Raw genomic sequence first — 24,089 nt, forward strand, 5'->3', positions numbered from 1 at the left:
TGGAGGGCCGGAGCGCCCCCACCGGGGCGTCCACTACCCGACATAGATCGACTCCATCCGGTCCAGCGCGCGCTGACCGTCCGCCGGACGCCCCCGGCCGAACGGTTCGCCGTCGGCGGCGATCTGGCGGGGGCCGCGGTCCGGTAACCTCGCTCGCGTGACGGACGCGAAGATGCCCCTGCGGGCGAAAGTGGCCAGCTCGGTGTCGCGGACCGCCGCGGCGCTGTCGAGAGCCGCGGGTCGTGGTGACGGTTCGGTGATCGGCGGCTGGATCGGCCTGAAGATCGACCCGGACCTGCTCGCCCACCTGTCTGCCGGACGTGCCATCGCGCTCGTCTCCGGCACCAACGGCAAGACGACCACCACCCGGCTGGCCGCCGCGGCGGTCGGCGTCCTGGGCCGGGTGGCCACCAACTCCTTCGGCGCCAACATGCCCACCGGCCACACCTCGGCGCTGGCCAAGGCCGGCAGCACACCGTACGCGGTACTGGAGGTCGACGAGCACTACCTGGCCCAGGTCCTGGAGGCAACCGAGCCACACGTGGTGGCGCTGCTCAACCTCTCCCGGGACCAGCTCGACCGGGCCAAGGAGGTCGCCATGATGGCGCAGCTCTGGCGGGCCGCGCTGATCAATCACCCGGACGTGCGGGTGGTGGCGAACGCCGACGATCCGATGGTGGTGTGGGCCGCCACCCCGCCCGGCGACCCGGCCCGCGGCATCCGGCCGCCGAACGTCACCTGGTTCAGCGCCGGCCAGCGCTGGCACGACGACTCGTGGGTCTGCCCTGAATGCGGCCACACCATCCAGCGCTCCGGCGAGCAGTGGTGGTGCAGCGGCTGCCCGCTGCGTCGCCCCGGCCCGCAGTGGACGGTGGAGGACGACGGCGTGCTCGACCCCACCGGGGCCTGGCACAAGGTGACCCTCCAGCTCCCCGGCAAGGTCAACGTGGGCAACGCGGCGACCGCCCTGGCCGTCGCCGCCGAGTTCGGCGTGCGCCCGGTCGACGCGGTCTCCCGGCTGGGCTCCGTCACCTCGGTCGCCGGCCGCTACGCCCAGGTCGACCGGGACGGGCGCAACATCCGGCTGCTGCTGGCGAAGAACCCCGCGAGCTGGCTGGAGGCGTTCGAGATGGCCGACGTGGCCCCGACGCTGCTGTCCATCAACGCCCGGGACCCCGACGGGATGGACACCTCCTGGCTGTTCGACGTCGACTTCGCCCCGCTGCGCGGCCGGCAGGTGCTGATCACCGGCGACCGGGCGTACGACCTGGCGGTCCGCCTCGACGTCAACGGGGTGCCCTTCCAGCACATCCGGACGTTCGCCGAGGCGGTCCGGGCCGTGCCACCCGGCCGCCTGGAGGTCATCGCCAACTACACCGCCTTCCAGGACATCCGAGCGGAGCTGGACCGTGTCAACTGAGAGCCTGCGTATCGTCTGGATCTACCCCGACCTGCTGTCCACGTACGGCGACCGGGGCAACATGCTGATCCTGGCCCGCCGGGCGCAGCAGCGCGGGATGCCGGTGGAGGTGCTGGAGGTCCGCTCCGACCAGCGGCTGCCCGCCACCGCCGACATCTACCTCATCGGCGGCGGCGAGGACGGCCCACAGGCGCTCGGCGCGCAGCGGCTGCGGGCCGACGGCGGCCTGCACCGGGCCGCCGCCCAGGGATCGGTGGTGTTCGGCGTCTGCGCCGGCTACCAGCTCCTCGGCACCTCGTTCTTCGCCAAGGGCGTCCAGTGCACCGGGCTGGAGCTGCTCGACCTCTCCTCCGACCGGGGCCCGAGCCGCGCCGTCGGCGAGCTGGCCGGCGACATCGACCCCCGGCTCGGCGTGCCGGCGCTCACCGGCTTCGAGAACCACGGCGGCCGGACCCACCTCGGCCCGGGGGTCTCCCCGCTGGCCCGGGTGACCGCCGGGATCGGCAACGACGGCGCCACGGAAGGCGCGTGGCGGGGCAAGTTGCTCGGCACGTACTCGCACGGCCCCGCCCTGGCCCGCAACCCCGCCCTGGCCGACCTGCTGCTGCGCTGGGCGACCGGCGCGCACCAGCTCCCGCCGCTGGACGACACCTGGGCCGACCGGCTCCGCTCCGAGCGCCGCGCCGCCGTGGCCGCCGCCCGGGCATGATCCAGGCGGCCCGGCGGCTGCTCCGGCAGCCGTCGGCCGTCCGGTTCGCGCTGCTGCTGCTCCTGCTCGCCACCTTCGGGGCGGCCCTGCTCGTCGTCCCCCTGCCCGAGGCGGAGGAGTTTCCCGGGCTGGCCGACCGGCTGGGCGGGCTCGCCCCCGTGGCGGCGGTCGGCGGCGGGGCGCTGTTGCTGGTCGCGCTGGTCCCCCGGACCTTCATCACGCTCGCCTCGGGGGCGATCTTCGGCGCGCTGGAGGGCGCCGCGTACGCGCTGGGCGCCGCGCTACTCGCGGCGGCGCTGGGCTTCACGGTCGGCCGCCTCCTCGGCCGGGAGTTCGTCGCCGACCGGGTACGCGGCCGGCTGGCCCGCCTCGACGGCTGGTTCGCCCGGCAGAGCGTCCTCGGTGTGATCACCGTACGGCTGCTGCCGATCGCCGGGTTCGGGCTGGTCAGCTACGGCTACGGCACCACGGGCACCCGGGTGCTGCCGTTCCTGGCCGGCAGCGTCCTCGCCTCCGCCCCCACCGCCTTCGGCTACGCGGCGCTCGGCGCGGCGGCCACCTCCCCGGGCGACGTCAACTGGTACGCCGCCGCCCCCGCCGGCCTCGGCCTGATCGCCAGCGCGGTGCTGGTCCACCGATGGTGGCGCGCCGAACGCGGGCGGCGGGTGAAGACCGCCGAATGACCACAGCGACCGTCGGCGCATGCCCCGGCGGTCTACTCGCTCGCACAAGCGCCGGCAGCCCCACACCCCCGTCCCCGCCGATCGTGCGGTTGCGGCCCCCACATACCGGCCAGAACGGACGGAACAAGGGCCGCAACCGCAAGATCGCGGAGACACGGGGCGGGGGCGGGGCGGGAGACGCGGAGTGGAGGGCGGGGTCAGGCGACGACGGAGACCATGCGGTCCTTGATGACGATGACCTTGCGGGGGGCCTTGCCGGCCAGGGCGGACTCGACCGCCTCCAGGGCCGCCACGCGGACCGTCTCCTCGGACGCGTCGGCGGGGACCTCGATCCGGCCGCGGACCTTGCCGTTGATCTGCACCGGGTACGTCACCGTCTCGGCGACCAGCAGCGCCGGGTCGGCGACCGGGAAGTCCGTGTACGCCAGCGAGGCGTCGTGGCCCAGCCTGCGCCACAGTTCCTCGGCGACGTGCGGGGCGAACGGGGCGAGCATCAGCACCAGCGGCTCGGCCACCTCACGGGGGGTGGCCGGCAGCCGGGTCAGCGCGTTGGTCAGCTCGATCAGCTTGGCGATCGCGGTGTTGAACCGGATCCCCTCCATGTCGCCGCGTACCCCGTCGACGACCTTGTGCAGCAACCGCCGGGTGGCCTCGTCGGCCGGGGCGTCGGTGACCCGCAGCTCGCCGGTCTGCTCGTCGACGACGGCCCGCCAGACCCGCTGCAGGAACCGGTACGACCCGACGACCGCCCGGGTCTCCCACGGGCGGGACACCTCCAGCGGGCCCATCGACATCTCGTACACCCGGAAGGTGTCCGCGCCGTAGGCGGCGCACATGTCGTCGGGGGTGACCACGTTCTTCAGCGACTTGCCCATCTTGCCGTACTCGCGGCGCACCTCCTCGTCGCCCAGGAACCAGGCGCCGTCGCGCTCGACGACCTCCTCGGCCTGCACGTAGGAGCCCCGGGGATCGACGTACGCGTACGCCTGGATCATGCCCTGGTTGAACAGCTTGCGGTACGGCTCGAACGACGAGACGTGGCCCAGGTCGTACAGCACCTTGTGCCAGAAGCGGGCGTACAGCAGGTGCAGCACGGCGTGTTCGGCGCCGCCGACGTACAGGTCGGTGCCCCCGCAGTCGCCCTCGGCGCGCGGGCCCATCCAGTACCGCTCGTTCTCGGCGTCGACGAACCGGTCGGCGTTGGTCGGGTCCAGGTAGCGCAGCTCGTACCAGCAGGAGCCGGCCCACTGCGGCATCACGTTGGTCTCCCGGGTGTACCGCTTCGGCCCGTCGCCCAGGTCCAGCTCCACCTCGACCCAGTCGCGCCGGCGCGACAGCGGGGTCTCCGGGTTGCTGGCGGCGTCGTCGGGGGCGAACGTCTTCGGGGAGAAGTCGTCCACCTCGGGCAGCTCGACCGGCAGCATCTCCTCCGGCAGCGCGATGACCGCCCCGGTCTCGTCGTACACGATGGGGAACGGCTCGCCCCAGTAGCGCTGCCGGGAGAACAGCCAGTCGCGCAGCCGGTAGGTGACCGCGCCGGTGCCGTGCCCGTTCGCCTCCAGCCAGGAGATGATCGCCGCCTTGGCGTCGGTGACCCCCAGGCCGTTCAGGTCCAGGCCACGCTCGGGAGCGGCGCTGTTCACCGCGGGGCCGTCCCCGGTGTACGCCTTGCCGTCGAAGCCGTCGGCCGGCTGCACGGTGCGCACGATCGGCAGGTCGAAGACCTCGGCGAACGCCCAGTCCCGCTCGTCCTGCGCGGGCACCGCCATGATCGCGCCGGTGCCGTAGCCGGCCAGCACGTAGTCGGCGATGAAGATCGGGACCTGCCCGCCGGTGACCGGGTTGGTGGCGTACGCGCCGACGAAGACGCCGGTCTTCTCCTTCGTGTCGGACTGCCGCTCCACGTCGGTCTTGGCCGCCGCCGCCTTCCGGTACGCCTCGACGGCCGCCCGGGGGCCGGTGTGCCCGCCGGTCCAGGCGTCCTTCGTGCCCTCCGGCCAGGCGGCCGGCACCAGCGCGTCGACCAGCTCGTGCTCGGGCGCCAGCACCATGTAGGTGGCCCCGAAGACGGTGTCGGGCCGGGTCGTGAACACCCGCACCGGCGCGACGGCGGTCGGGAAGTCGATGTGCGCGCCGGTGGATCGGCCGATCCAGTTGCGCTGCATCAGCTTGATCGGCTCGGGCCAGTCCAGCGTGTCCAGGTCGTCCAGCAGCCGGTCGCCGTACGCGGTGATCCGCATCTTCCACTGCTTCAGGTTCCGCTTGAACACCGGGAAGTTGCCCCGGTCCGAGCGGCCGTCGGCGGTGACCTCCTCGTTGGCCAGCACGGTGCCCAGCCCCGGGCACCAGTTCACCGGCGCCTCCGAGACGTACGCCAGCCGGCGGTCGTCGACGATCCTGCGCCGCTCGGCGACGGTCAGCTCCGCCCAGGGGCGACCGTCCGGAGTGGGCCGGGTGCCGCCGGCGAACTCGGCGATCAGCTCGGCGACCGGGCGGGCCTTCTTCGCGTCCTGGTCGTACCAGGAGTTGAAGACCTGCAGAAAGATCCACTGGGTCCAGCGGTAGAAGTCGGTGTCGATGGTCGCCACCGAGCGGCGGTCGTCGTGGGCCATCCCCAGCCGGCGCAGCTGCTCCTTGTACCGGGCGATGTTCGCCACGGTGGTGGTGCGCGGGTGGGTGCCGGTCTGCACGGCGTACTGCTCGGCGGGCAGCCCGAACGCGTCGAAGCCCATCGCGTGCAGCACGTTGCGCCCGGCCATCCGCTGGTACCGGGCGAAGCAGTCGGTGCCGATGTACCCCAGCGGGTGCCCGACGTGCAGGCCCGCCCCCGACGGGTACGGGAACATGTCCAGCACGTACAGCTTCTCCGCGCCGGCCCGCGGGTGGTCGGGGTCGGCCAGCGGGCCGGTCGGGTTCGGGGCGTGGAAGGTGCCCTCCCGCTCCCAGGTGTCCTGCCAGCGCCGCTCGATCTCGTCGGCCAGGGCCGCGGTGTACCGGTACGGGGGGATGTCGCCCGCCGGTGCTGCCTCACTCATGGTGTCTCCTCGCTTCGCTCGTCGCCGCCGGCCATCCCTCGGCCGGGCTGGGTGCTGACCTCGCTCGGCGCGGTCATGTCGTCATGGGGGTGCTCCGCCCGCCGCGCGGCGGGCGGGGGCCCGTGCCGCCCGTCGCCGGAGCGGGCCCGACCGGCGGAGGGCACAAAAAAGCCCCTCGCGCAGGAGGGGCCGCCGTGCTGTCGCGCGTCAGCGCATCAGCACGGCCCGGTAAGAAGCAGGAAGACTCCGGCCATGTCGGGGAGTGTACCCCGCGGGCCGGGCGCGCGCGTCGCCCGCCTCAGGGAGGCGGAGCGCCGGCGCGGCCCCTCCACCGACGGTGCGGACTCTGCTAACCCCCGTCCGACTCCCCCGTCCGGCGAATATTCGGGGGGTAACCGGCCGAGTTCCTGCAAGGGTCGGCGATCACGACAAACATGGTTAGCCTGAGGGGCCTGTGAGATTTCTGCGGCAGACGAGAAGATTCTGGTCCCGCTGCGAACCCGACGGCGGGTCCAGGTGCTCTGTACAGAGCTGCCGTTCCGGCGACGAGGAGGAGGCCCGTGACACAACAGACCTGGGACGAGGTGGGCGGTCTGCTACCGCACGACGAGTTCCGCACCGCCAGCGAGGCCATCGTGGCCAACATCGAGCAGGTCATCGAGGGCAAGACCGCCACGATCCGGCTCGCCCTCGCCGTCCTCCTCGCCGAGGGCCACCTCCTCATCGAGGACGTCCCAGGCGTCGGCAAGACCAAGCTGGCGAAGGCCCTCGCCCGGTCGATCGACTGCTCCGTGCGCCGCATCCAGTTCACGCCGGACCTGCTGCCCAGCGACGTCACCGGGGTGAGCGTCTACAACCAGGAGACGCACGACTTCGAGTTCCGGCCCGGGGCGGTCTTCGCCAACCTGGTCGTCGGCGACGAGATCAACCGCGCGTCGCCGAAGACCCAGTCCGCGCTGCTGGAGTGCATGGAGGAGCGACAGGTCACCGTCGACGGGGTCACCTACCAGTTGCAGACCCCGTTCATGGTGATTGCCACCCAGAACCCGATCGAGATGGAGGGGACGTACCCGCTGCCCGAGGCGCAGCGGGACCGGTTCACCGCCCGGATCGCCATGGGATACCCGGACCCCGCGGCCGAGCTGGCCATGCTGGACGGGCACGGCGCGGCCGACCCGCTCCAGGAGCTGGGGGCCGTCTCCGACGCCGACACGGTCCGCCGGCTGATCGCCACGGTCCGCGAGGTGCACGTCGCCGACGCGGTGAAGCAGTACGCGGTCGACCTGGTCACCGCCACCCGGGAGGCTCCCGACCTGCGACTGGGCGCGTCCCCCCGGGCCACTCTCCAGCTCCTGCGCACCGCCCGGGCCGTCGCCGCCCTGGAGGGCCGCGACTACGTCCTGCCCGACGACCTCCAGGCGCTCGCGGTGCCGGTGCTCGCCCACCGGATCATCCCGACCGCCGACGCCCAGCTCGCCCGGCGCACCACCGACGCGATCGTGTCCGAGCTGGTGCACCGGCTCCCGCTGCCGCACGACCGCCAGCGCTCCCCGTACGACAACCGGCCCACCGGCGAGGGCAACGGCCGAGCCACGTACGAGCCCCGGAGGCGGTGACCGTGCGCGAAGGGCTCCGGGGCCTGACCACCCGCGGCCGTTCCTTCCTGGCCGCCGCGCTGGCCGCGGGCGTCTCCGCCGCCATCCTCGGCGAGAAGGACCTGCTGCGGGTGGCGGTGCTGCTGGCCGCTCTGCCGCTGCTCGCCGCCGCGTACGTCGGGCGCAGCCGGTACAAGCTGGCCGGTAACCGGTCCCTGGAGCCGCACCGGGTGCCGGTCGGGGCCAGCTCCCGGGTGGTGCTGCGGTTGCAGAACATGTCCCGGCTGCCCACCGGCACGCTGCTGCTGGAGGACCGGCTGCCGTACGCGCTGGGCAGCCGGCCCCGGGTGGTGCTGGAGCGCCTCGGCGCGCACCAGGCCAGCTCGGTGGCGTACACCGTCCGCGCGGACGTGCGCGGCCGGTACGGGCTGGGCCCCCTGGTGGTCCGGTTGACCGACCCGTTCGGGCTGTGCGAGCTGAGCCGGGCCTTCCCCGGCACCGACCACCTCACGGTGATCCCGCAGGTCACGGCCCTGCCCTCGGTCCGGCTCCCCGGCGAGTACGCGGGCAGCGGCGACAGCCGGGCCCGCTCGGTGGCGGTGCACGGCGAGGACGACGCGGCGACCCGGGAGTACCGGGTGGGCGACGACCTGCGCCGGGTGCACTGGAAGTCGACCGCCCGCACCGGGGAGCTGATGGTCCGCCGCGAGGAGCAGCCCTGGGAGAGCCGGGCCACCGTCGTCCTGGACACCCGGGGGTACGGCCACCGCGGCGACGGGCCGACGGCGAGCTTCGAGTGGACCGTCTCCGCGGCGGCCAGCATCGCCGTGCACCTGCGCCAGGCCGGGTACAAGCTGCGTCTGGTCACCGGCGGCGGCGCGGACGTCGACGCGACCGAGGGCGCCGGGGACGGGGTGCTCCTCGACCACCTCGCCGAGGTTCGGCTCGACGGGCGCGGCGAGATCACCACACTGGTGCAGCGGGTCCGGCAGCGCGCCGACGGCGGCCTGATCATCGCGCTGTTCGGCTCGCTGAGCGCCGCCGAGGCCGAGCTGCTCGCCGGGCTGCGCGGCAACGGCGCCACCTGTGTCGGCTTCCTGCTGAACAGTTCCACCTGGCTGAACCTGCCCGCCCGGGCCCGGGCCGAGGCCGACCACGCGCACGGTGCCGCCGCGCTCGCCCTGGTGCGCAGCGGGTGGCGGGTGATCGGGGTCGACCACGGGGCCCGGCTGCCCGTGCTCTGGCCGCAGGCCGGCCGGGGCTCGCAGGGGTTCGCCCTACGGGCGGCGCTGGCCGAGACGGTCGCGGGCGGCGTGAAGTGACGCCCGGGCCAGGGCGACGTGAAGTGACGCCCGGGCCAGGGTGGCGGGGCCGACGCTCCGGCTCGGGCGTGAGGTGACGCTCCCTTCCCCGGATTGGGAGCACGCGAGGAGCCCGGCACGCCGGGCATGACACACACCGGAAGGGTGGTCCCGTGACCGCGACCCGCAACCTCGGCTTCGTGGCCGCCGGCGCGACCCTGCTCTCGGCGGCCCCGCTGTCGGCCATCTTCGAACGCTGGACCTGGCTCATCCAGGCCGCCATCGCGGTCGCGGTGGTGGCCGGCGTGGCGGCGTTGACCCGGCTGGTCCGGGCGCCGCTGTGGGGGCAGGTCCTGGGCATGCTCGCCGGGCTGGTGCTCGCGCTGACCTGGCTCTTCCCCAGCGGCGGGGAGCTGGTGGCGTTCCTGCCCACCCCGGCCACCTTCGCCCACTTCGGTGAGTTGGTCGGGGCGTCCGCGCAGGACATGCGCTCGTACGGGGTCAAGGTACCCGACACCGACCCGCTGCTGTTCATCAGCGTGCTCGGCATCGGCGGGGTGGCGATGGTGGTGGACGTGCTCGCCGTCGGGCTGCGCCGCCCGGCGCTGGCCGGCCTACCGATGCTCGCCATCTACTCGGTGCCGGTCGCGGTGTACATCGACAGCGTCCCCGCCGTGCCGTTCATGGTCGGCGCCGCCGGGTACCTCTGGCTGTTGGTCGCCGACAACGTCGACCGGGTCCGCCGGTTCGGCCGCCGGTTCACCGGTGACGGCCGGGACGTCGACGTGTGGGAGTCGTCCCCGCTGGCCGCCGCCGGCCGCCGGCTGGCCGTGGTGGGGGTCGCGCTGGCGGTGGCGCTGCCGCTGGCCGTGCCGGGGATGACCGGCGGGCTGCTCGACGCCCTCAGCTCCGGGACGGGCAACGGCACCGGACGCGCCGGCCAGGGCGGCAGCCCGGGCAAGGTCGACCTGTTCGCCGCGCTGAGCGGCGAGCTCAACCAGTCCGAGGTCGTCGAGATGGTGAAGGTGACCACCACCGAGCCGAGCCCGTTCTACCTGCGCTTCGGCGTCGCGGACAAGCTCCGGGCGGACGGCTTCCGGGAGAGCGACCCGAACGGCCGGCCGGTGAACCGGGGGCTGCCCGACCCCGCCCGGGCCGGGGAGGGCGTCGAGCAGCAGGAGTACCGGGCCACCGTCGAGGTGACGAAGAACTTCCCCATGCCCCTGCTGCCGGTCTACGGGGAGCCGGTGCGGACCGAGGATCTGGGCGGCAACTGGCTGTACGACCCGGCCCTTCAGTTGATCTTCTCCAAGCGGGACAACGCCCGCGACAAGCGCTACTCGTTCGACTACGTCCGGTCGACGTACAGTCCGGCGGCACTGCGCCGCGCCCCCTCGCTGCCGGCCGACCATCCCGTCCAGGTCCAGCAGACCGAGACCCCGCCGGTGTCGCAGGTGGACGCCCTGGTCTCCGACCTCGTCCGGGGCGAGCGCACCGACTACGACAAGGTGCGGGCGATCTACGACCACTTCTCCTCGGACAACGGCTTCACCTACAGCCTGACTACCAAGGGCGGCACCAGCGGGCAGGACATCGTCGACTTCCTCAACAACAAGGCCGGCTTCTGCCAGCAGTACGCGGCGGCGATGGCGTGGATGGTCCGAGCGGCCGGCATCCCGGCCCGGGTGGCGTTCGGCTTCACCAACGGCACCGGCCGCACCGGCGAGGGGTACGTGCTGACCAACCGGAACCTGCACGCCTGGACGGAGGTCTACTTCGACGGGATGGGCTGGGTGCCCTTCGACGCCACCCCGGCGTACGGAGTGCAGGGCTCGACCCGCTCGGCGTGGGCCCCGGACACCGACGCGCCGGAGTCCGTCACCCCCGACCCCGGCGCTCCGAGCGCCCCGGGCGAGAACGACCCCTCTCCGGACGCCGCCGGCCCGGACGCCGCCGACCGGGAAACCGATGCCGGGCTGGCCGTCGGGGCCGGCGGCCCCACCCGGCAGACCCCGGTCTGGCTCTGGTGGACGGTGGGCCTGTTCGCCCTGCTCGCTCTGCTCGCCGTGCCGGCACTGCGCCGGGCGGCGCTGCGTCGACGCCGGGGCACCCGGGTGGCCGCGGCCCCGAAGGCCACCATGCTGGACGCCGGCACCGGCGGGGACGGCGTCGAGCGGACGATCGTGGTCGGGGTGGACCCCGCCCGGGCCCGGGCGAAAGCGCACGCGGCCTGGGACGAACTGCTCGACACCCTGGTCGACTACCGGGTCCGGGTGGACCGGACGGAGACCCCCCGGGCGACGGCCGAGCGCCTGGCCACCGACGCGCTGACCGAGGACGCCTCCGCCGCCGCCGCGGCGCGGCTGCTCGGGCGCGCCGAGGAGCGGGCCCGCTACGCCCGGGATCCGCTCGCCGGTGAGGACCTGACTCCGGCCCTGCGCAGCGTCCGCGGCGTGCTCGCCGCCCGGGCCGACCGGCGGACCAGGCTGCTGGCCGCCGTGCTGCCCCCGTCGGTGCTGCTGCGCTGGCGGACGGCGGTGAGCGACACGTCCTCACGGGTGGTGGCCAGGACCGGCGACGCCCGGTACCGGCTGCTGCGCTGGAACCCGCGCCGGCTGCTGGCCAACCGCGCCGGCCGCTGACCCACCGATCAGACCACCACTCCCATCTCGTCGGCCAGGCGCAGGACGTCGAGGCTCGCCGCCGGCGACCGGCACAACAGATGGGACGGCGCTCGGCGGTGGGCCGATTGCGGTACCACCGCCGACGCCGACCCGGACGGACGGCAGAAAGAAACCGGCCGCCCCTCGGCGGCCGGGAAGGCCCGCGCGGCATCGGCGCGGGCACGAAGAAGCGGCCCGTCGTCGGACGGGCCGGGATCAGCACGGTTCCGCCGGGTCGGCGGGACCGGGGCTCAGGGGAGGGGCCGGGTCAGCGGTGCCCCTCCGGGCGCTGCCGCCACCGGTCCTCCATCCGGTCCAGGAACGACGACCGCTTGCCGGACGACCGCCCGCGCGGGCGGCGCCGACTGGTCGTCCCGCCGACCACGTGCAGGTCGGGAGACTGCGCCTTGCGGTGCGACTGCACCGCGTACGCCGCCGAACCCAGCATGACGACGAAACCCGCCACCGCGAGCGGCGGAGTCTTGATCACCGCACCGTAGACCAGCAGGGCCAGCCCAACGATGATCGCGCCGGCAGCGACAAGCAGGCGACGCCGCGCATGGAAGCGCGGATCGCTGGCACGCACGGCCGAGGCGAATTTGGGGTCCTCGGCAAGCGACCGCTCGATCTGCTCGAACAGCCGCTGCTCGTGCTCCGAGAGCGGCACGGCACTCCTCCCCGGTCACGTGGGTCGGCCCGGGCGGGCCGATAGACCGTGGCAGCCAACCGGCTGCTTACCGCCAAGTCTACGAGGGGGGTCGCGCGTCGGAAAGCGGGACGACCTATGGGCCGGGTGGATTTTCATTTCGCCCCCGGTCGCGACGGCGAAGCAGACTCGCCGGACCTATGACGGACCGCCCGAAACGGGCAGCCGCCGCGTCCGCGGCCGCCTCCGCTTCCCGCCAGCCGCGCTCGGGGGCGCCGAGGGTGAGCTGCTGCGGGGTCTGTTCCGCCGGCGCGAGGCCCTCCAGCCGCACCCCGACGAGGCGAATCCGCTCGCCGGGGTCGAGAACGGTGTAGAGCGCCAAAGCGGTGTCGAAGATCTCCCGGGCCGTGTCGGTGGGGACACCGAGGGTGCGGGAGCGGTTGACCGTGCGGAAGTCGGCCATCCGCACTTTGATCGACACCGTCCGGCCGACCTGGCCGGCCCGGCGCAGCCGGACGCCGACCTTCTCGGCGAGGGCCAACAGCGCCCGGCGGATCTCCAGCGGGTCGCCGACGTCGACGTCGAAGGTCACCTCGGCGCCGATCGACTTCTCCACCTGCTCCGGGGTGACCCGGCGTGGATCGCGCCCCCAGGCCAGCTCGTGCAGGTGGCCGGCGGCGGCCGCCCCGACCGCCTTGCGGAGCATGCCGAAGGGCGCCTCGGCCAGGTCACCGACGGTGTTCAGCCCCAGCCGGCACAGCGTCTCGGCGGACCGCTCCCCCACCCCCCAGAGCGCGGAGACGGGCAGCGGGTGCAGGAATTCGAGCACCTGGTCTGCGGGCACCACCAGCAGCCCGTCGGGCTTGGCGCGGGTGGAGCCGAGCTTGGCCACGAACTTGCTCGGCGCGACCCCCACCGAGCAGGTCAGCTCCTGCTCCCGCTCGACCCGGGCGCGGATGCGCCGGGCGATCTCGGCCGGTGCGCCGAAGAGCCGGCGGGCGCCGGCCACGTCGAGGAACGCCTCGTCGAGCGAGAGCGGCTCGACCAGCGGGGTGACGTCCCGGAAGACCTGCATGACCGCCCGGGAGGCCGCCGTGTACTGCGCGAAGTCGGGCGGCAGGTAGGCCGCGTGCGGGCAGAGCGCCCGGGCCCGCGCGGTGGGCATGGCGCTGCGGACGCCGTACCGTCGGGCCTCGTAGCTGGCGGAGCTGACCACGCCGCGCGGCCCGACCCCGCCGACCACGACGGGCCGGCCGCGCAGCTCGGGGCGGCGGCGCACCTCGACAGAGGCGAAGAAGGCGTCCATGTCGACGTGCAGGATCGGGCAGCCGGAGTCGTCGCCGTCGGGCCCGAAGCGCGGGTCACCCCCGCGCGGCAACGACTGGCTGCGGCCCATCCCCGCAGGCTAGCCCCCGGGTACGACACCCCGGGGACCGCACGGCTGCTCAGCCGCGGACCACCAGCAGCGGGATGGTCATCTCGGCAGCCGTGTCCGCCCCGTGGTACGCCACCAGGCGCGACTCGATCGGGTGCTCCGACCGGGTGGCCACCACCGCGGACGTGCCTCGGCAGACCACCACCACGTCGCCGACTCGGCGCAGGTGCTCCTCCGGCACCGGGCCGAACCAGCCGGTGGCCACCGCCTCTCCCCGGTGCAGCACCCGGGCCGCGTCGCCGAGGACCGCCGACCAGGCCGCCACCACGTCGTCGGCCGCGCCGGGCTCGACGTGCAGGTAACGGACCCGGGGTTCGCCGGCCAGCACCCGCACCCCGGCCCGCAACCCGGGGTCGGCGTCGAAGTCGACCCGGTCCGCCATCGGCACGTCGAGCTGGCCATGATCGGCGGTGACCAGCAGCGCGGCGTCCTTCGGGAGGCCGTCGACCAGCCGGGCGAGCAGCCCGTCCACCACGGCGGCGGCGACCCGCCACGGCGCGGAGTCGACCCCGCTGAGATGGCCGTGCCGGTCCAGGTCGGGGTGGTATCCGGAGACCAGGGTCGGCCCGGCCCCGGCGGCCAGCGCGGTGAGCATCGCGGCAGCGAGCGCGTCGGCGTCGGCGGCGCCCCGGTAGTCGCCACCCCGGTTGGCGGCCAGGGTGAGGCCGCTGCCGGCGTACTCGGGGCGGCTCACCACGGTCACCGCGACCCCGGCGGCGCGGGCCCGTTCGAACTGGGTGGCGACGGGCTGCCAGCCCAGCGGCTCCGGGTCGCCGGTCCACTCGATGTGGCTGAGCACCCGGTCGGTGCCGGGTACCCGGACCTTGAAGCCGAGCACCCCGTGCGCGCCGGGGGCCACGCCGGTGCCCAGGGTCACCAGGCTGGTCGGGGTGGTCGACGGGAAACCGGAGGTGAGTGGGCGGCCGACGGTCGCGGCCAGCCCGGCCAGGGTCGGGGCGTACGGGGCGGCGGTGGGGATCTGGTACCAGCCGAGCCCGTCGACCAGCAGCACGGCGACCCGCCGCACCCCGGCCAGCCGGGGGGCCAGCCCGAGCAGGTCCACGGCCCCCGGCACCCCGAGCACCGCCAGCGCGCTGGGCAGCACGTCGGCCAGGCTTCCGCCGCCGTACCGGGGCGCGACCGGCTCCAGCGGCGCGACCGGGAACTCCGGCCCCGACGCCGAGCGGGCCGGATCGCCGGGCGGGAACGGCACGGGCCCGGTCATACCGGCCGGCGCGCGAACAGATGCAGCTGGGCGGCGAGGTCCCGGTACGGCGGCCGGGCGGCCAGGGCCCGCTCCAGCTCGACCAGGGCGGCCGGTTGGCCGTCCGCGACGGCGGCGGGGAGCAGGTCGGCCAGGACGCGTACCCCGTGGATCTCCTCGACCGCGAGGCCCCCGTCGGTGAGCAGCGCCGCGGCGCGGTCGGCGTCGTAGCGCCGGCGCAGGGTGTCCCGGGGGCCGGCGGCGCCGGCCGGGTCGGCGGCCACGGCGGCAGCCAGGTCGAGGTGGCCGTTCATCGCCCGGCCGAGCACCGCGGCGGCCTGCCCCGCGACCAGGACGCTGGCCGCGCCGCCCGGGCGCAGCGCGGCGACCAGCGCAGCCACCACCAGAGCGGGGTCGTCGACCACCTCCAGCACGGAGTGGCAGAGCACCAGGTCGACGCTTGCCGGCTCGACCAGCCCGGCGAGCGCGTCGCCGTCGCCCTGCACGGCACGTACCCGGTCGGCGACGCCGGCCTCGGCGGCCCGGCGGGTCAGCGCGGCGAGGGCGTCGGGGCTGGCGTCGACCACGGTGACCCGGTGCCCGGCCTGGGCCAGCGGCACGGCGAACCCGCCGGTGCCGCCGCCGACGTCGAGGACGGTGAGCCGGTCATCGGCGCGGCGGTCCAGTTCGGCCCGGAGCACGGACCAGATGACGGCGGTACGGGGGGTCAACGGCGGGCCGGTGAGCCGGCCACGGGTCTGCTCCACGCGGTCGAGCCTAGTCACCTGGTCCAGCCGCCCGGCGCATCCGGTGGCCGGTGAACGGCGACCGGTCGAGCCGGGCGGGCTCCGGACCGGGTGGTGTCAGGACTCGCCGCCGCCGGCCGGGTCATCCTCGGCACGGGACCGGCGGGCGTTGGCCACCGGGCCGTCGGTCACCGAGTATTCGCGAATCTCGGTGGTGTGCGCCGCGACCCAACCGGCATCGAGCCGGGTGCGTCGGGCGTTGGCCACCGCACCGGTGTACGTGTCGTTACCCGCCACTCGTTCTACCCCCTCGTGGAACCCGGGCCACTCTGCCCGCGCGCGATCACAAGTCTCCCCCGCGATCGCCCGCCACACTGTAACGTCGATCACCGGAAGTCGCGGGAGGCCGGGGCGACCGGCGGTTCGATCGGGTCGAGCCGGTCGGCGGTGAGACTGATCACCCCCTCGTGCCGCTGCAACCGGCCGCGCACCACCAGGGCGGCGCTGGTCCGCGCCACCCGCCGGTGGCGCTGCCACAGCCCCGGCGAGCAGGTGACGTTGAGCATGCCGGTCTCGTCCTCCAGGTTGAGGAAGGTGACCCCGCCGGCGGTGGCCGGCCGCTGCCGGTGGGTGACGATCCCGCCGACCCGGATCCGCCGACCCGGCTCCACCCGGCCGAGCCGGGCGATCGGCACCGCGCCGAGGGCGTCGAGGCGGTCCCGGATGAACCGGGCCGGGTGGCTCTCCGGCGACAGCCCGGTCGCCCAGACGTCGGCGACGAGGCGGTCCACCGCCTCCATCCCCGGCAGGGTCGGGGCGGTCGTGCCGGTCACCGTGCCCGGCAGCCGACCCGGCCGGTCCTGGGCCGCCGCCCCGGCGGCCCAGAGCGCCTGCCGCCGGGTCAGCCCGAAGCAGGCGAAGGCGTCCGCGGTGGCCAGCGCCTCCAACTGCGCGGCGGTGAGACCCACCCGCCGGGCCAGGTCCGGCATGTCCCGGTACGGCCCGTGCGCCGCCCGCTCGTCCTCGATCCGCTCGGCCATGCCGTCGCCGAGGGTACGCACGCCGCCCAGCCCGAGCCGGACGGCCGGCCCACCGAGGCCCCACTCGTGCGGGGGCTCCCCGGGGGCGCTGCCCCACCGGGTGACCGGGGTGGATTCGAGGACGGCCTTCGCGCCGCTGGCGTTGACGTCCGGCCGGCGAACCTCCACCCCGTGCCGGCGGGCGTCGTCGACCAGGGTCTGCGGCGAGTAGAAGCCCATCGGCTGGGCGTTGAGCAGGGCGGCCAGGAACGGGCCCGGGTGGTAGCGCTTGAGCCAGGAGCTGGCGTACACCAGGTAGGCGAAGCTCATCGCGTGGCTCTCCGGGAAGCCGTAGCTGGCGAACGCGGTGAGCTTGCGGTAGACGTCGTCGGCCAGCTCCCCGGCGATGCCCCGCTCGGCCATCCCGGCGTAGAGCCGGTCGGCGATCTGCGCCATCCGCTCCACCGAACGCTTGGCCCCCATCGCCCGGCGGAGCTGGTCGGCCCCGGCCGCGTCGAAGCCGGCCAGGTCGATGGCGAGCTGCATGAGCTGCTCCTGGAACAGCGGCACGCCGAGGGTCTTCTCCAGCGCGTTGCGCATCAGCGGATGCGCGAACGTCACCGGCTCCTGGCCGTTCTTGCGCCGGATGTACGGGTGCACCGAGCCGCCCTGGATCGGGCCGGGACGGATCAGCGCCACCTCCACCACCAGGTCGTAGAACTCGCGGGGCCTGAGCCGGGGCAGGGTGGCCATCTGGGCACGGCTCTCCACCTGGAACACCCCGACCGAGTCGGCCCGGCAGAGCATGTCGTACACCTCGGGGTCGTCCAGGGTCATGTCGCCCAGGTCGAGGGTCTCACCGATCATGTCGTAGCCGTAGTGCAGGGCGGAGAGCATGCCGAGGCCGAGCAGGTCGAACTTGACCAGGCCGACGGCGGCGCAGTCGTCCTTGTCCCACTGGAGCACGCTGCGCCCGGGCATCCGGCCCCACTCCACCGGGCAGACCTCGATCACCGGCCGGTCGCAGATGACCATCCCACCCGAGTGGATGCCCAGGTGCCGGGGGAACGTCTGCAACTCGTCGGCGTACGCGACGACCTGCTCGGGGATGCCCTCGACGTCGACGGAGGCGACGGAGCCCCAGCGGTCGATCTGCCTGCTCCAGGCGTCCTGCTGGCCGGGCGAGAAGCCGAACGCCTTCGCCACGTCCCGCACCGCCGACCGGGGCCGGTACGAGATGACGTTGGCGACCTGGGCGGTGTGCTCCCGGCCGTACCGGGCGTAGACGTGCTGGATCACCTCCTCCCGGCGGTCGGACTCGATGTCCACGTCGATGTCGGGCGGGCCGTCGCGCTCCGGGGCGAGGAAGCGCTCGAAGAGCAGCCGGTGCCGGACGGCGTCCACGTTGGTGATCCGCAGCGCGTAGCAGACCGCCGAGTTCGCCGCGGACCCCCGGCCCTGGCAGTAGATGTCCTGCTGGCGGCAGAACGCGACGATGTCGTACACCACCAGGAAGTAGCCGGGGAAGCCCAGCTCGTCGATCATCCGCAGCTCGTGGTCGAGCTGCCGGTACGCCGCCGGGTGCGCCCCGGGTGGCCCGTACCGCTCCCGGGCGCCGTCCATGGTGAGCCGGCGCAGCCAGGTCATCTCGGTGTGCCCCGGCGGCACCGGGTACGCCGGCAGCCGTGGCGCCACGAGCTGGAGGTCGAACGCCAGCTCCGCGCCGAACTCGGCGGCCCGGGCCACCGCACCCGGGTACGCGGCGAACCGGGCCGCCATCTCCTCCCCGCTGCGCAGGTGCGCGGTGGACGCGGCGGGCAGCCAGCCGTCGATCTCGTCCAGGCTGCGCCGGGCCCGCACCGCGGCCAGGGTGGTGGCCAGCCGGCGCCGGCCCGGCGTGGCGTAGTGCACGTTGTTCGTGGCCACCGTGGGCAGCCCCGCCGCGGCGGCCAGCTCGGCGAGGGCGTCGTTGCGGTCGGCGTCGACCGGATGGCCGTGGTCGGTCAGCTCCACCGCCACCGTGTCCGCGCCGAACAGCGCGGTCAGCCGGTCCAGCTCCCGGGCCGCCGCGTCGACGCCCTCGGTGAGCAGCGCCGCCGGCACGTGCCCCTTGCGGCAGCCGGTGAGCACCAGCACGTGGTCGCGCAGCTCGGCGGCGACCTCCTCCAACTCGCCGTAGTCCGGGCGGCCCTTCTCCCCGCCGCGTAGCTGGGCGCGGGCGATGGTACGGGCCAGCCGTGCGTACCCCTCGGGGCCATGGGCGAGGGCGAGCAGGTGGGTGCCGCGCGGGTCGGGCTCGCCGTTCTGCGGGCCGGGCAGGCCCAGCGACAGCTCCGCGCCGATCACCGTGGGCAGTCCCAGCACACGGGCCGACTCGGCGAAGCGGACCACACCGTAGAAGCCGTCGTGGTCGGTGACGGCGAGCGCGGTGAGCCCGAGCCGGGCCGCCTCCTCGGCCAGTTCCTCGGGGTGGCTGGCCCCGTCCAGGAAGCTGAAGTTGCTGTGCGCGTGCAATTCGGCGTAGGGCACCGCGCCGCCGGGGCGGAACGGCTCCGGCGGCCGGTACGACTCCGGCGGCCGGTACGACTCCCGCCGGCGGCTCCAGGCCGGCGCGTCGCCCCCGTCGGCGTCGACGGCGAGTGGATCCACCACGTGCAGGTGCCGCCCACCCGCCACCGCGCCGCCGGACCGACCGGAGAGCACCCGCTCCAACTCCGCCCACTGCATCCACGGATTGTGGAAACTCACCACGCCCCCGGTTCCGTGGAGATCTTGGAAGATTCCGGCCCCTGGAGGGGCCGGAATCTTCCAAGATCCGCGGGTGGGGCGGCCCATCGGTCAGTCATAGCTGGCCTCCACCAGCCACTGGCCGGCCTCGACCGCGAGGAGGAGGGCGGCCCCGTCGGCCAGGCAGACCTGGAACCGGGCCCGGCGGCGGGCCTCGGCCGGCGCCCACCAGCGCTCGTCCACCGGCCACGGGCCGGCCCAGCCGACGATGTCCACCGGACGGGCCGTGCCGACCACCAGTCGGGCGGGGGCGGCGCTCACCTGGAGCCGGGCGCTGACCCCGACCGGCTCGCCGACGGCGTCGTACACCGTCGCGGCCAGCGGCGCGGGGAGCACCACGGCCGGTGCCGGCGGCGGAAGGCGCCCCGGCCACGGGGGAACACCGGAACCGACGGCCCGGCCGGAGCTGACGGCCCCCCCGGACCCGATTGCCCCACCGGAGCCGACGGCCCCACCAGACCCGATTGCCCCACCGGAGCCGACGGCCCTGCCGGACCCCGCCGGTTCCACCGGCGCCAGCAGGGCATCCTGGCCCGGCCAGGTGGGCTCGCCCGGGCGGGCGGGCAGTCGCTCGTCGCCCCAGGGCACCAGCCGCACCTGGTCGGCCGGGGACCGCCCGCCGCCGAGCACCGCGGTGACCACCGCCTCGGGGCCGAGGATGCCCTGCACCCGGCTCAGCGCCCGGTGCGCCCGCTCCCGCTCCTCGCCCACCTCCCCCCACAGCCCGGGTTGCAGACCGGCCTGGGCGAGCACCCCGTCGGGCACCAGCCGCAACCGGATGATTCCGGCCGTCGGCCGGGCCGGGCGGGCGCCGGGCCGCCCGGTGCTGCCGGAGAGCCAACCGTCGAGCTGCCAGCGCACCCGGTCGGCGATGGCCGTGGCGGTGAGCAGGCCGTCGTGCCGCCAGACCCGGTGCAGCTCCTGACCGTGCGCGGTGACCGCCTCGATGCCGAGCCGGGTGCAGGCCAGGCCGTGCGCGGCCAGCCGGTCGTGCAACCGCTCGGCCAGCGCACGGGCGGCGAAGGCCGCCGCGTCCACCCGGTCGATCGGCTCGTCGTGGTCGGCGGTGACCGCCAGGTCGGCCGGGGGCTGACGGACGGCCAACGGCCGGTGGTCCCGGCCGGCGGCGAGCCGGTGGGCCAGCGCACCGTCGAACCCGAACCGGGCCAGCACGTCCCCCGCCGGCAGCGCGGCGAAGTCCCCGAGGGTACGGACACCGAGCCGACGCAGCAGGTCGGCCAGGGCCGGCCGGCCGAGTGCCTCCACCCGCAGGCCCGCCAGGAACCCGGGCGTGCCGCCGGCGGGCACCACCTGTCCGACGCGGGCGGCGAGGCCGGCGGCGAACACCCCGTCGGCGATCCCCACCTGGCTCTCCACCGCGCAGGTCTGCGCGACGTGCTCGACGAGCCGCTCGGCGGCTGGTTCCTCGCCGCCGAGATAGCGGCTCGGACCCCTCGCGGCCAGCGCGCAGGCGCCCGGACGGACCACCTCGACCCCGGCGGCGACCTCCTCCACCGCGGCGACCACCGGCTCAAACGCCCGGGCGTCCCGGCCCGGGTCGTGGTCGACGACGGTCAACTGCGGGCAACGCCCCTGTGCCTCCCGCTTACGCAGCCCCCGACGGACGCCCTCGGCGCGGGCCCGCTCGGAGCAGGCGACCACCCGATTGGCGTGCAGCACGGCGACCGGCCCGATGGCCGGCACCCCGTCGACGATCTCGGCGGCCAGCACCGGCCAGTCCGGGCACCAGAGCAGCAGCGTGCGCGTCGGCACCCCGGTCACGCGGGACCGACCACGGCAAGCCCGCCACGGTCGGGCGGGACGTCAGAGGCGGATGCGCCACGATGGTCCGCGACGCCACGATGGTCCGCGACGCCGCGACGGGGCGGGACATCGCGGACGAGCCCGCCACGGTCGGGCGGGACATCGAAGGCGGGCGGGACGTCGAAGGCGGGCGGGAACACCGGGGGCACCGGGCGGAGCCGGCCGGCGGCCGACCGGCCGGTGACGGAGGCGGCCGGGACGGCTGCCGGGCGGGGGATGACCCGGGTGAGCCCGTCGCCGGGGAGCCAGACCTTGATCTCCTTGGGCCGGGCGGCCGCGCCCCGCCCCCGGGCGGAGACGGTGACCTCGCGCCGACGCAGCCGGCCCCGGCCCTGTCCCAGCCCCTCCCAGACGCCCCGGACCACCTGCAACGTGATGTCCGCGCCGTCCCAGCGGCCGTACGGGACGAGCACGCTGCCCCGCTGCCGGGCCCGGGCGGCCAGCCGGTTGGCGACCGAGGCCGAGACGGTGGCCGGCACGGCGGCCACCACCACGTCGACCCCGTCGATCAGCGCGGCGACGACGGTGGGCCACTCCGGCCCCGGCTGCGGGACCAGGGCGAGCCGGTCCAGGGCGAGCCCGGCCTCGGCCGCCGCGCCCGCGCCGAAGGTCGGCACCCCCACCACGGCGCACCACGAGCCGGCTCGGGACGCCTCGGCGAGCAGCGCCAGCAGCAGCGACGTGCCGCCGCTGCGCCGGGGCTGGCCGGTGGCGACCGCGATCGTGCTGCCCCGGCGCAGCCCTCGGTTGGGCAGCAGGCCGGTCAGCTCGGGGGGCACCGGGAGCACCCGCTGCCCGCCGGTCGGGTCCGGCGCGCTCGCCGGGCGTACCAGGCCCGCGAGCGCGGCGGAACCGATCACCATTCGGCCCGCCATCGGACCTACCCCCCGTCGTGCTCGTCGTGCCGGAATCGGAGCCCTGCGCGGGCTGGGCGGAGGCCGCCCCTCCGGGGGCAGCGCCCGCCGGGCGGCTCGTTCAGGCGGCCAGGCCGTCGAGCGCCGGCTGATGGGCCAGCCCGAGGGTGGTCTCCACCACCGTCACGAACTGCTCGGCCGCCCGGAGCAGGTCGTCTGCCTGCCGGGCGGTGACCACCCGGGGGATGCCGGCCTCGGCCGCGGCGCGCTTGCTGGCACCGGCGGCGAAGAACGCCGCCCACTCGTCGAGCTCGGGGGCGACGGTGGAGAGCAGGACCCAGACGCTGGTGATCCGGTTGCGCCGGGCCGGGGCGGGACGGGCCCGGGCTGCGAGCAGGGCGGCGGCGGCGCGGAGCGCGGCCAGGTGGGCCGCCGCGTAGCGCAGCCCGTCGGGGCCGGTCCGGGCGGCTTCGGTCAGCCCGTGCCGGGCCACCGCGAGAAGCTGGGCCGGGGTGCGGTGCGGCAGCACGTGTGCCGGCACCGTCGGTGGCTGGGCCGGGTTGGTCGGCATGGGCTGTCTCCTCCACGTGGCCGGGGCGGGGCGCGGGCGACCGGGGCCGCCGACGCACGGGCCGTCGAGTGGTGCGGAGGAAGACGCACCGTTGCGGGGCCGGCCGGGTGTGGACGCTTCCCCACACCACACCCGGCCGGCGTACCGGCGGGTTCGTCGCCCGCCGCCCGGGGGTCGTGGGCGGCGGGCGACGCTCCTGCCTGACGGGCCCGGACTCGCGACTGCCCGGAACCCAGGTGCGGCCCGCGGAGCCGCACCGCCCGGGGCCGGCGCCGCGAAACACCGCCCGGGCTGTTGGAACGAATGTTCGAGACAATCGAACACTCGTTCTAACTGCTGCTGACAGTACACCCCGCGCCCGACGAAAAAGCAACGTGCGGCGGACGGCGCGGCGCAGCGACAACGGCCGGTCGGCCCCGCACGCCGGACCGGTTCCCCGCACCCGACGAGGCCCGACCGCCCGGTGCCCGCGCGGGCGCGGACGGGTGTAACGAGCGCCCACCCCTACGCCCCTGACGACTGCGACGCTAGCCTCTGCTCGTGACGACCCCCCGCCCCGCCCTCGGCGTCGCCATGGTGCTCGGCTCGGGGGCCCTGTTCGCCGTCAACGGCACGGTCTCCAAGCTGGTGCTCCGGGCCGGCCTGAACGCCCAGCAGCTCACCCTGCTGCGGGCGCTCGGCGCCGTCGCGGGCCTGCTCCTGCTGAGCCTGGTGCTGCGCCCGGGCGTGCGCCGGCTCCGCACCTCTCCCCGGCAGATCCCGCTGCTGGTCGCGTACGGCCTGACCGGCTTCTTCCTGGTGCCGATGCTCTACTTCGTCGCCATCTCCCGGCTGCCGGTCGGCCTCGGCCTGTTGTTCGAGTACTCCGCCCCGCTGCTGGTCGCCCTCTGGGCCCGGTTCGGCCAGCGGCACCGGGTCCGCCCCCGGCTCTGGGCCGGCCTGGCGCTGAGCCTCGCCGGGCTGGGCTGCGTGGCCGAGGTGTGGGGCGGGCTGAAGCTGGACGGGCTCGGCATCCTCGCCGGCCTCGGTGCGGCGGTCTTCCTGGCGGTCTACTACGTGCTCGGCGCGCGTGGCGTGCAGGGGCGGGACACCCTGTCGCTGTGCACCTGGGCGTTCGGCGCGTCCGCCGTGGCCGGGCTGCTCACCCGGGCGGTCACCGCCGGCACCGGCGGCTGGAAGCCGCTGACCGGCAGCGCGGCGGGCGTCCCGGTCGCCCTGCTCTGCGGGTACGTGGTGGTGCTCGGCTCGATCGTGCCGTACCTGCTGGTGGCGGGCGCGATGCGGCACCTGCCCGCGACCAGCGTCGGGATCGTCGGCATGGTGGAGCCGGTGCTCGCCGCGGCGGTCGCCTGGGTGGTCATCGGCGACGGCGAGACGCTCAACACCGCACAACTCGGCGGCGGGGCGCTGGTGCTGCTCGGGGTGGCGCTGGCCGAGACGGCCCGGGTGGCCACGCCCCGGGCGACCGCGCCGCCCGCGCCCGACACCGTCACGCTCGACGCGGTCCCGCCCACCCGGCCGCGCAGGGGGGTCGGGGTATGAGCGGGCCGGACGGGGCTCGGGCCGCCCCTGGGAGCCGGGCGGGAGCGGACCGGGA

The 24,089-nt window shown here is 75.2% G+C and carries 16 protein-coding genes and 1 pseudogene; 7 read left to right on the top strand and 10 right to left on the bottom strand.

The window, feature by feature from the left end:
* Positions 1-172: 172 nt before the first annotated feature.
* Genes ACFYZF_RS21785 through ACFYZF_RS21795 form a run of 3 tightly spaced genes read left to right on the top strand, consistent with a single transcriptional unit; the run spans position 173 to position 2,812 of the window.
* Entirely contained in the window at positions 173-1,420 is a 1,248-nt protein-coding gene (locus ACFYZF_RS21785; protein WP_387023700.1) for a MurT ligase domain-containing protein, read from the top strand.
* Positions 1,410-2,129, top strand: a complete 720-nt coding sequence (locus tag ACFYZF_RS21790; protein ID WP_387023494.1) for a type 1 glutamine amidotransferase — start codon at positions 1,410-1,412, stop codon at positions 2,127-2,129. Before ACFYZF_RS21785 ends, ACFYZF_RS21790 begins: the two co-directional genes overlap by 11 nt.
* Entirely contained in the window at positions 2,126-2,812 is a 687-nt protein-coding gene (locus tag ACFYZF_RS21795; RefSeq protein ID WP_387023496.1) for a TVP38/TMEM64 family protein, read from the top strand. Before ACFYZF_RS21790 ends, ACFYZF_RS21795 begins: the two co-directional genes overlap by 4 nt.
* A gap of 197 nt (positions 2,813-3,009) precedes the next feature.
* Here the strand turns inward: ACFYZF_RS21795 and leuS are convergent, their stop codons facing one another.
* Positions 3,010-5,847 (bottom strand): leucine--tRNA ligase, encoded by a 2,838-nt coding sequence (leuS, locus tag ACFYZF_RS21800; protein WP_387023498.1) that lies wholly within the window; start codon positions 5,845-5,847, stop codon positions 3,010-3,012.
* A gap of 560 nt (positions 5,848-6,407) precedes the next feature.
* Here leuS and ACFYZF_RS21805 point away from each other — a divergent pair.
* The 3 genes from ACFYZF_RS21805 to ACFYZF_RS21815 all read left to right on the top strand — a co-directional run bounded on the left by ACFYZF_RS21805 (position 6,408) and on the right by ACFYZF_RS21815 (position 11,385).
* The gene (locus ACFYZF_RS21805) at positions 6,408-7,463 is read left to right on the top strand and encodes an AAA family ATPase (RefSeq protein WP_387023500.1); all 1,056 of its coding nucleotides are present in this window, start codon (positions 6,408-6,410) and stop codon (positions 7,461-7,463) included.
* 2 nt (positions 7,464-7,465) lie between these two features.
* Complete coding sequence (locus ACFYZF_RS21810) at positions 7,466-8,764, top strand: DUF58 domain-containing protein (RefSeq protein ID WP_387023502.1); 1,299 nt, start codon at positions 7,466-7,468, stop codon at positions 8,762-8,764.
* A 152-nt stretch (positions 8,765-8,916) separates the two neighbouring features.
* Entirely contained in the window at positions 8,917-11,385 is a 2,469-nt protein-coding gene (locus ACFYZF_RS21815; protein ID WP_387023504.1) for a transglutaminaseTgpA domain-containing protein, read from the top strand.
* A gap of 289 nt (positions 11,386-11,674) precedes the next feature.
* Here ACFYZF_RS21815 and ACFYZF_RS21820 read toward each other — a convergent pair whose 3' ends face one another.
* From ACFYZF_RS21820 to ACFYZF_RS21860, 9 genes and pseudogenes are all read right to left on the bottom strand, one after another.
* A complete protein-coding gene (locus tag ACFYZF_RS21820) occupies positions 11,675-12,073 on the bottom strand; it encodes a DUF3040 domain-containing protein (RefSeq protein WP_387023506.1) in 399 nt (132 codons plus the stop codon).
* A 115-nt stretch (positions 12,074-12,188) separates the two neighbouring features.
* Positions 12,189-13,448, bottom strand: coding sequence for a DNA polymerase IV (locus ACFYZF_RS21825; protein WP_387023508.1), 1,260 nt, complete (start codon positions 13,446-13,448; stop codon positions 12,189-12,191).
* A gap of 49 nt (positions 13,449-13,497) precedes the next feature.
* Positions 13,498-14,712 (bottom strand): alkaline phosphatase family protein, encoded by a 1,215-nt coding sequence (locus tag ACFYZF_RS21830; protein ID WP_387023510.1) that lies wholly within the window; start codon positions 14,710-14,712, stop codon positions 13,498-13,500.
* A complete protein-coding gene (locus tag ACFYZF_RS21835; RefSeq protein ID WP_387023512.1) occupies positions 14,709-15,476 on the bottom strand; it encodes a methyltransferase domain-containing protein in 768 nt (255 codons plus the stop codon). The genes ACFYZF_RS21830 and ACFYZF_RS21835 overlap by 4 nt, the downstream gene beginning before the upstream one ends.
* Positions 15,477-15,554: 78 nt before the next feature.
* Positions 15,555-15,734, bottom strand: coding sequence for a hypothetical protein (locus tag ACFYZF_RS21840; protein ID WP_387023514.1), 180 nt, complete (start codon positions 15,732-15,734; stop codon positions 15,555-15,557).
* 89 nt (positions 15,735-15,823) lie between these two features.
* A complete protein-coding gene (locus ACFYZF_RS21845) occupies positions 15,824-19,204 on the bottom strand; it encodes an error-prone DNA polymerase (protein ID WP_387023515.1) in 3,381 nt (1,126 codons plus the stop codon).
* A 90-nt stretch (positions 19,205-19,294) separates the two neighbouring features.
* Complete coding sequence (locus tag ACFYZF_RS21850; protein ID WP_387023517.1) at positions 19,295-21,025, bottom strand: DNA polymerase Y family protein; 1,731 nt, start codon at positions 21,023-21,025, stop codon at positions 19,295-19,297.
* A 182-nt stretch (positions 21,026-21,207) separates the two neighbouring features.
* Positions 21,208-21,942: pseudogene (locus ACFYZF_RS21855) on the bottom strand (hypothetical protein); the annotation flags it as partial.
* Between the two features lie 100 nt (positions 21,943-22,042).
* A complete protein-coding gene (locus ACFYZF_RS21860) occupies positions 22,043-22,492 on the bottom strand; it encodes an SAV_6107 family HEPN domain-containing protein (protein WP_387023519.1) in 450 nt (149 codons plus the stop codon).
* 540 nt (positions 22,493-23,032) lie between these two features.
* Here ACFYZF_RS21860 and ACFYZF_RS21865 point away from each other — a divergent pair.
* Positions 23,033-24,034: a DMT family transporter gene (locus ACFYZF_RS21865; protein ID WP_387023521.1), complete on the top strand. Its 1,002-nt coding sequence runs from the start codon at positions 23,033-23,035 to the stop codon at positions 24,032-24,034.
* The last annotated feature ends 55 nt before the right edge of the window (positions 24,035-24,089 follow it).

This window comes from Micromonospora sp. NPDC001898 (assembly GCF_042891255.1).
GTDB lineage: Bacteria > Actinomycetota > Actinomycetes > Mycobacteriales > Micromonosporaceae > Micromonospora.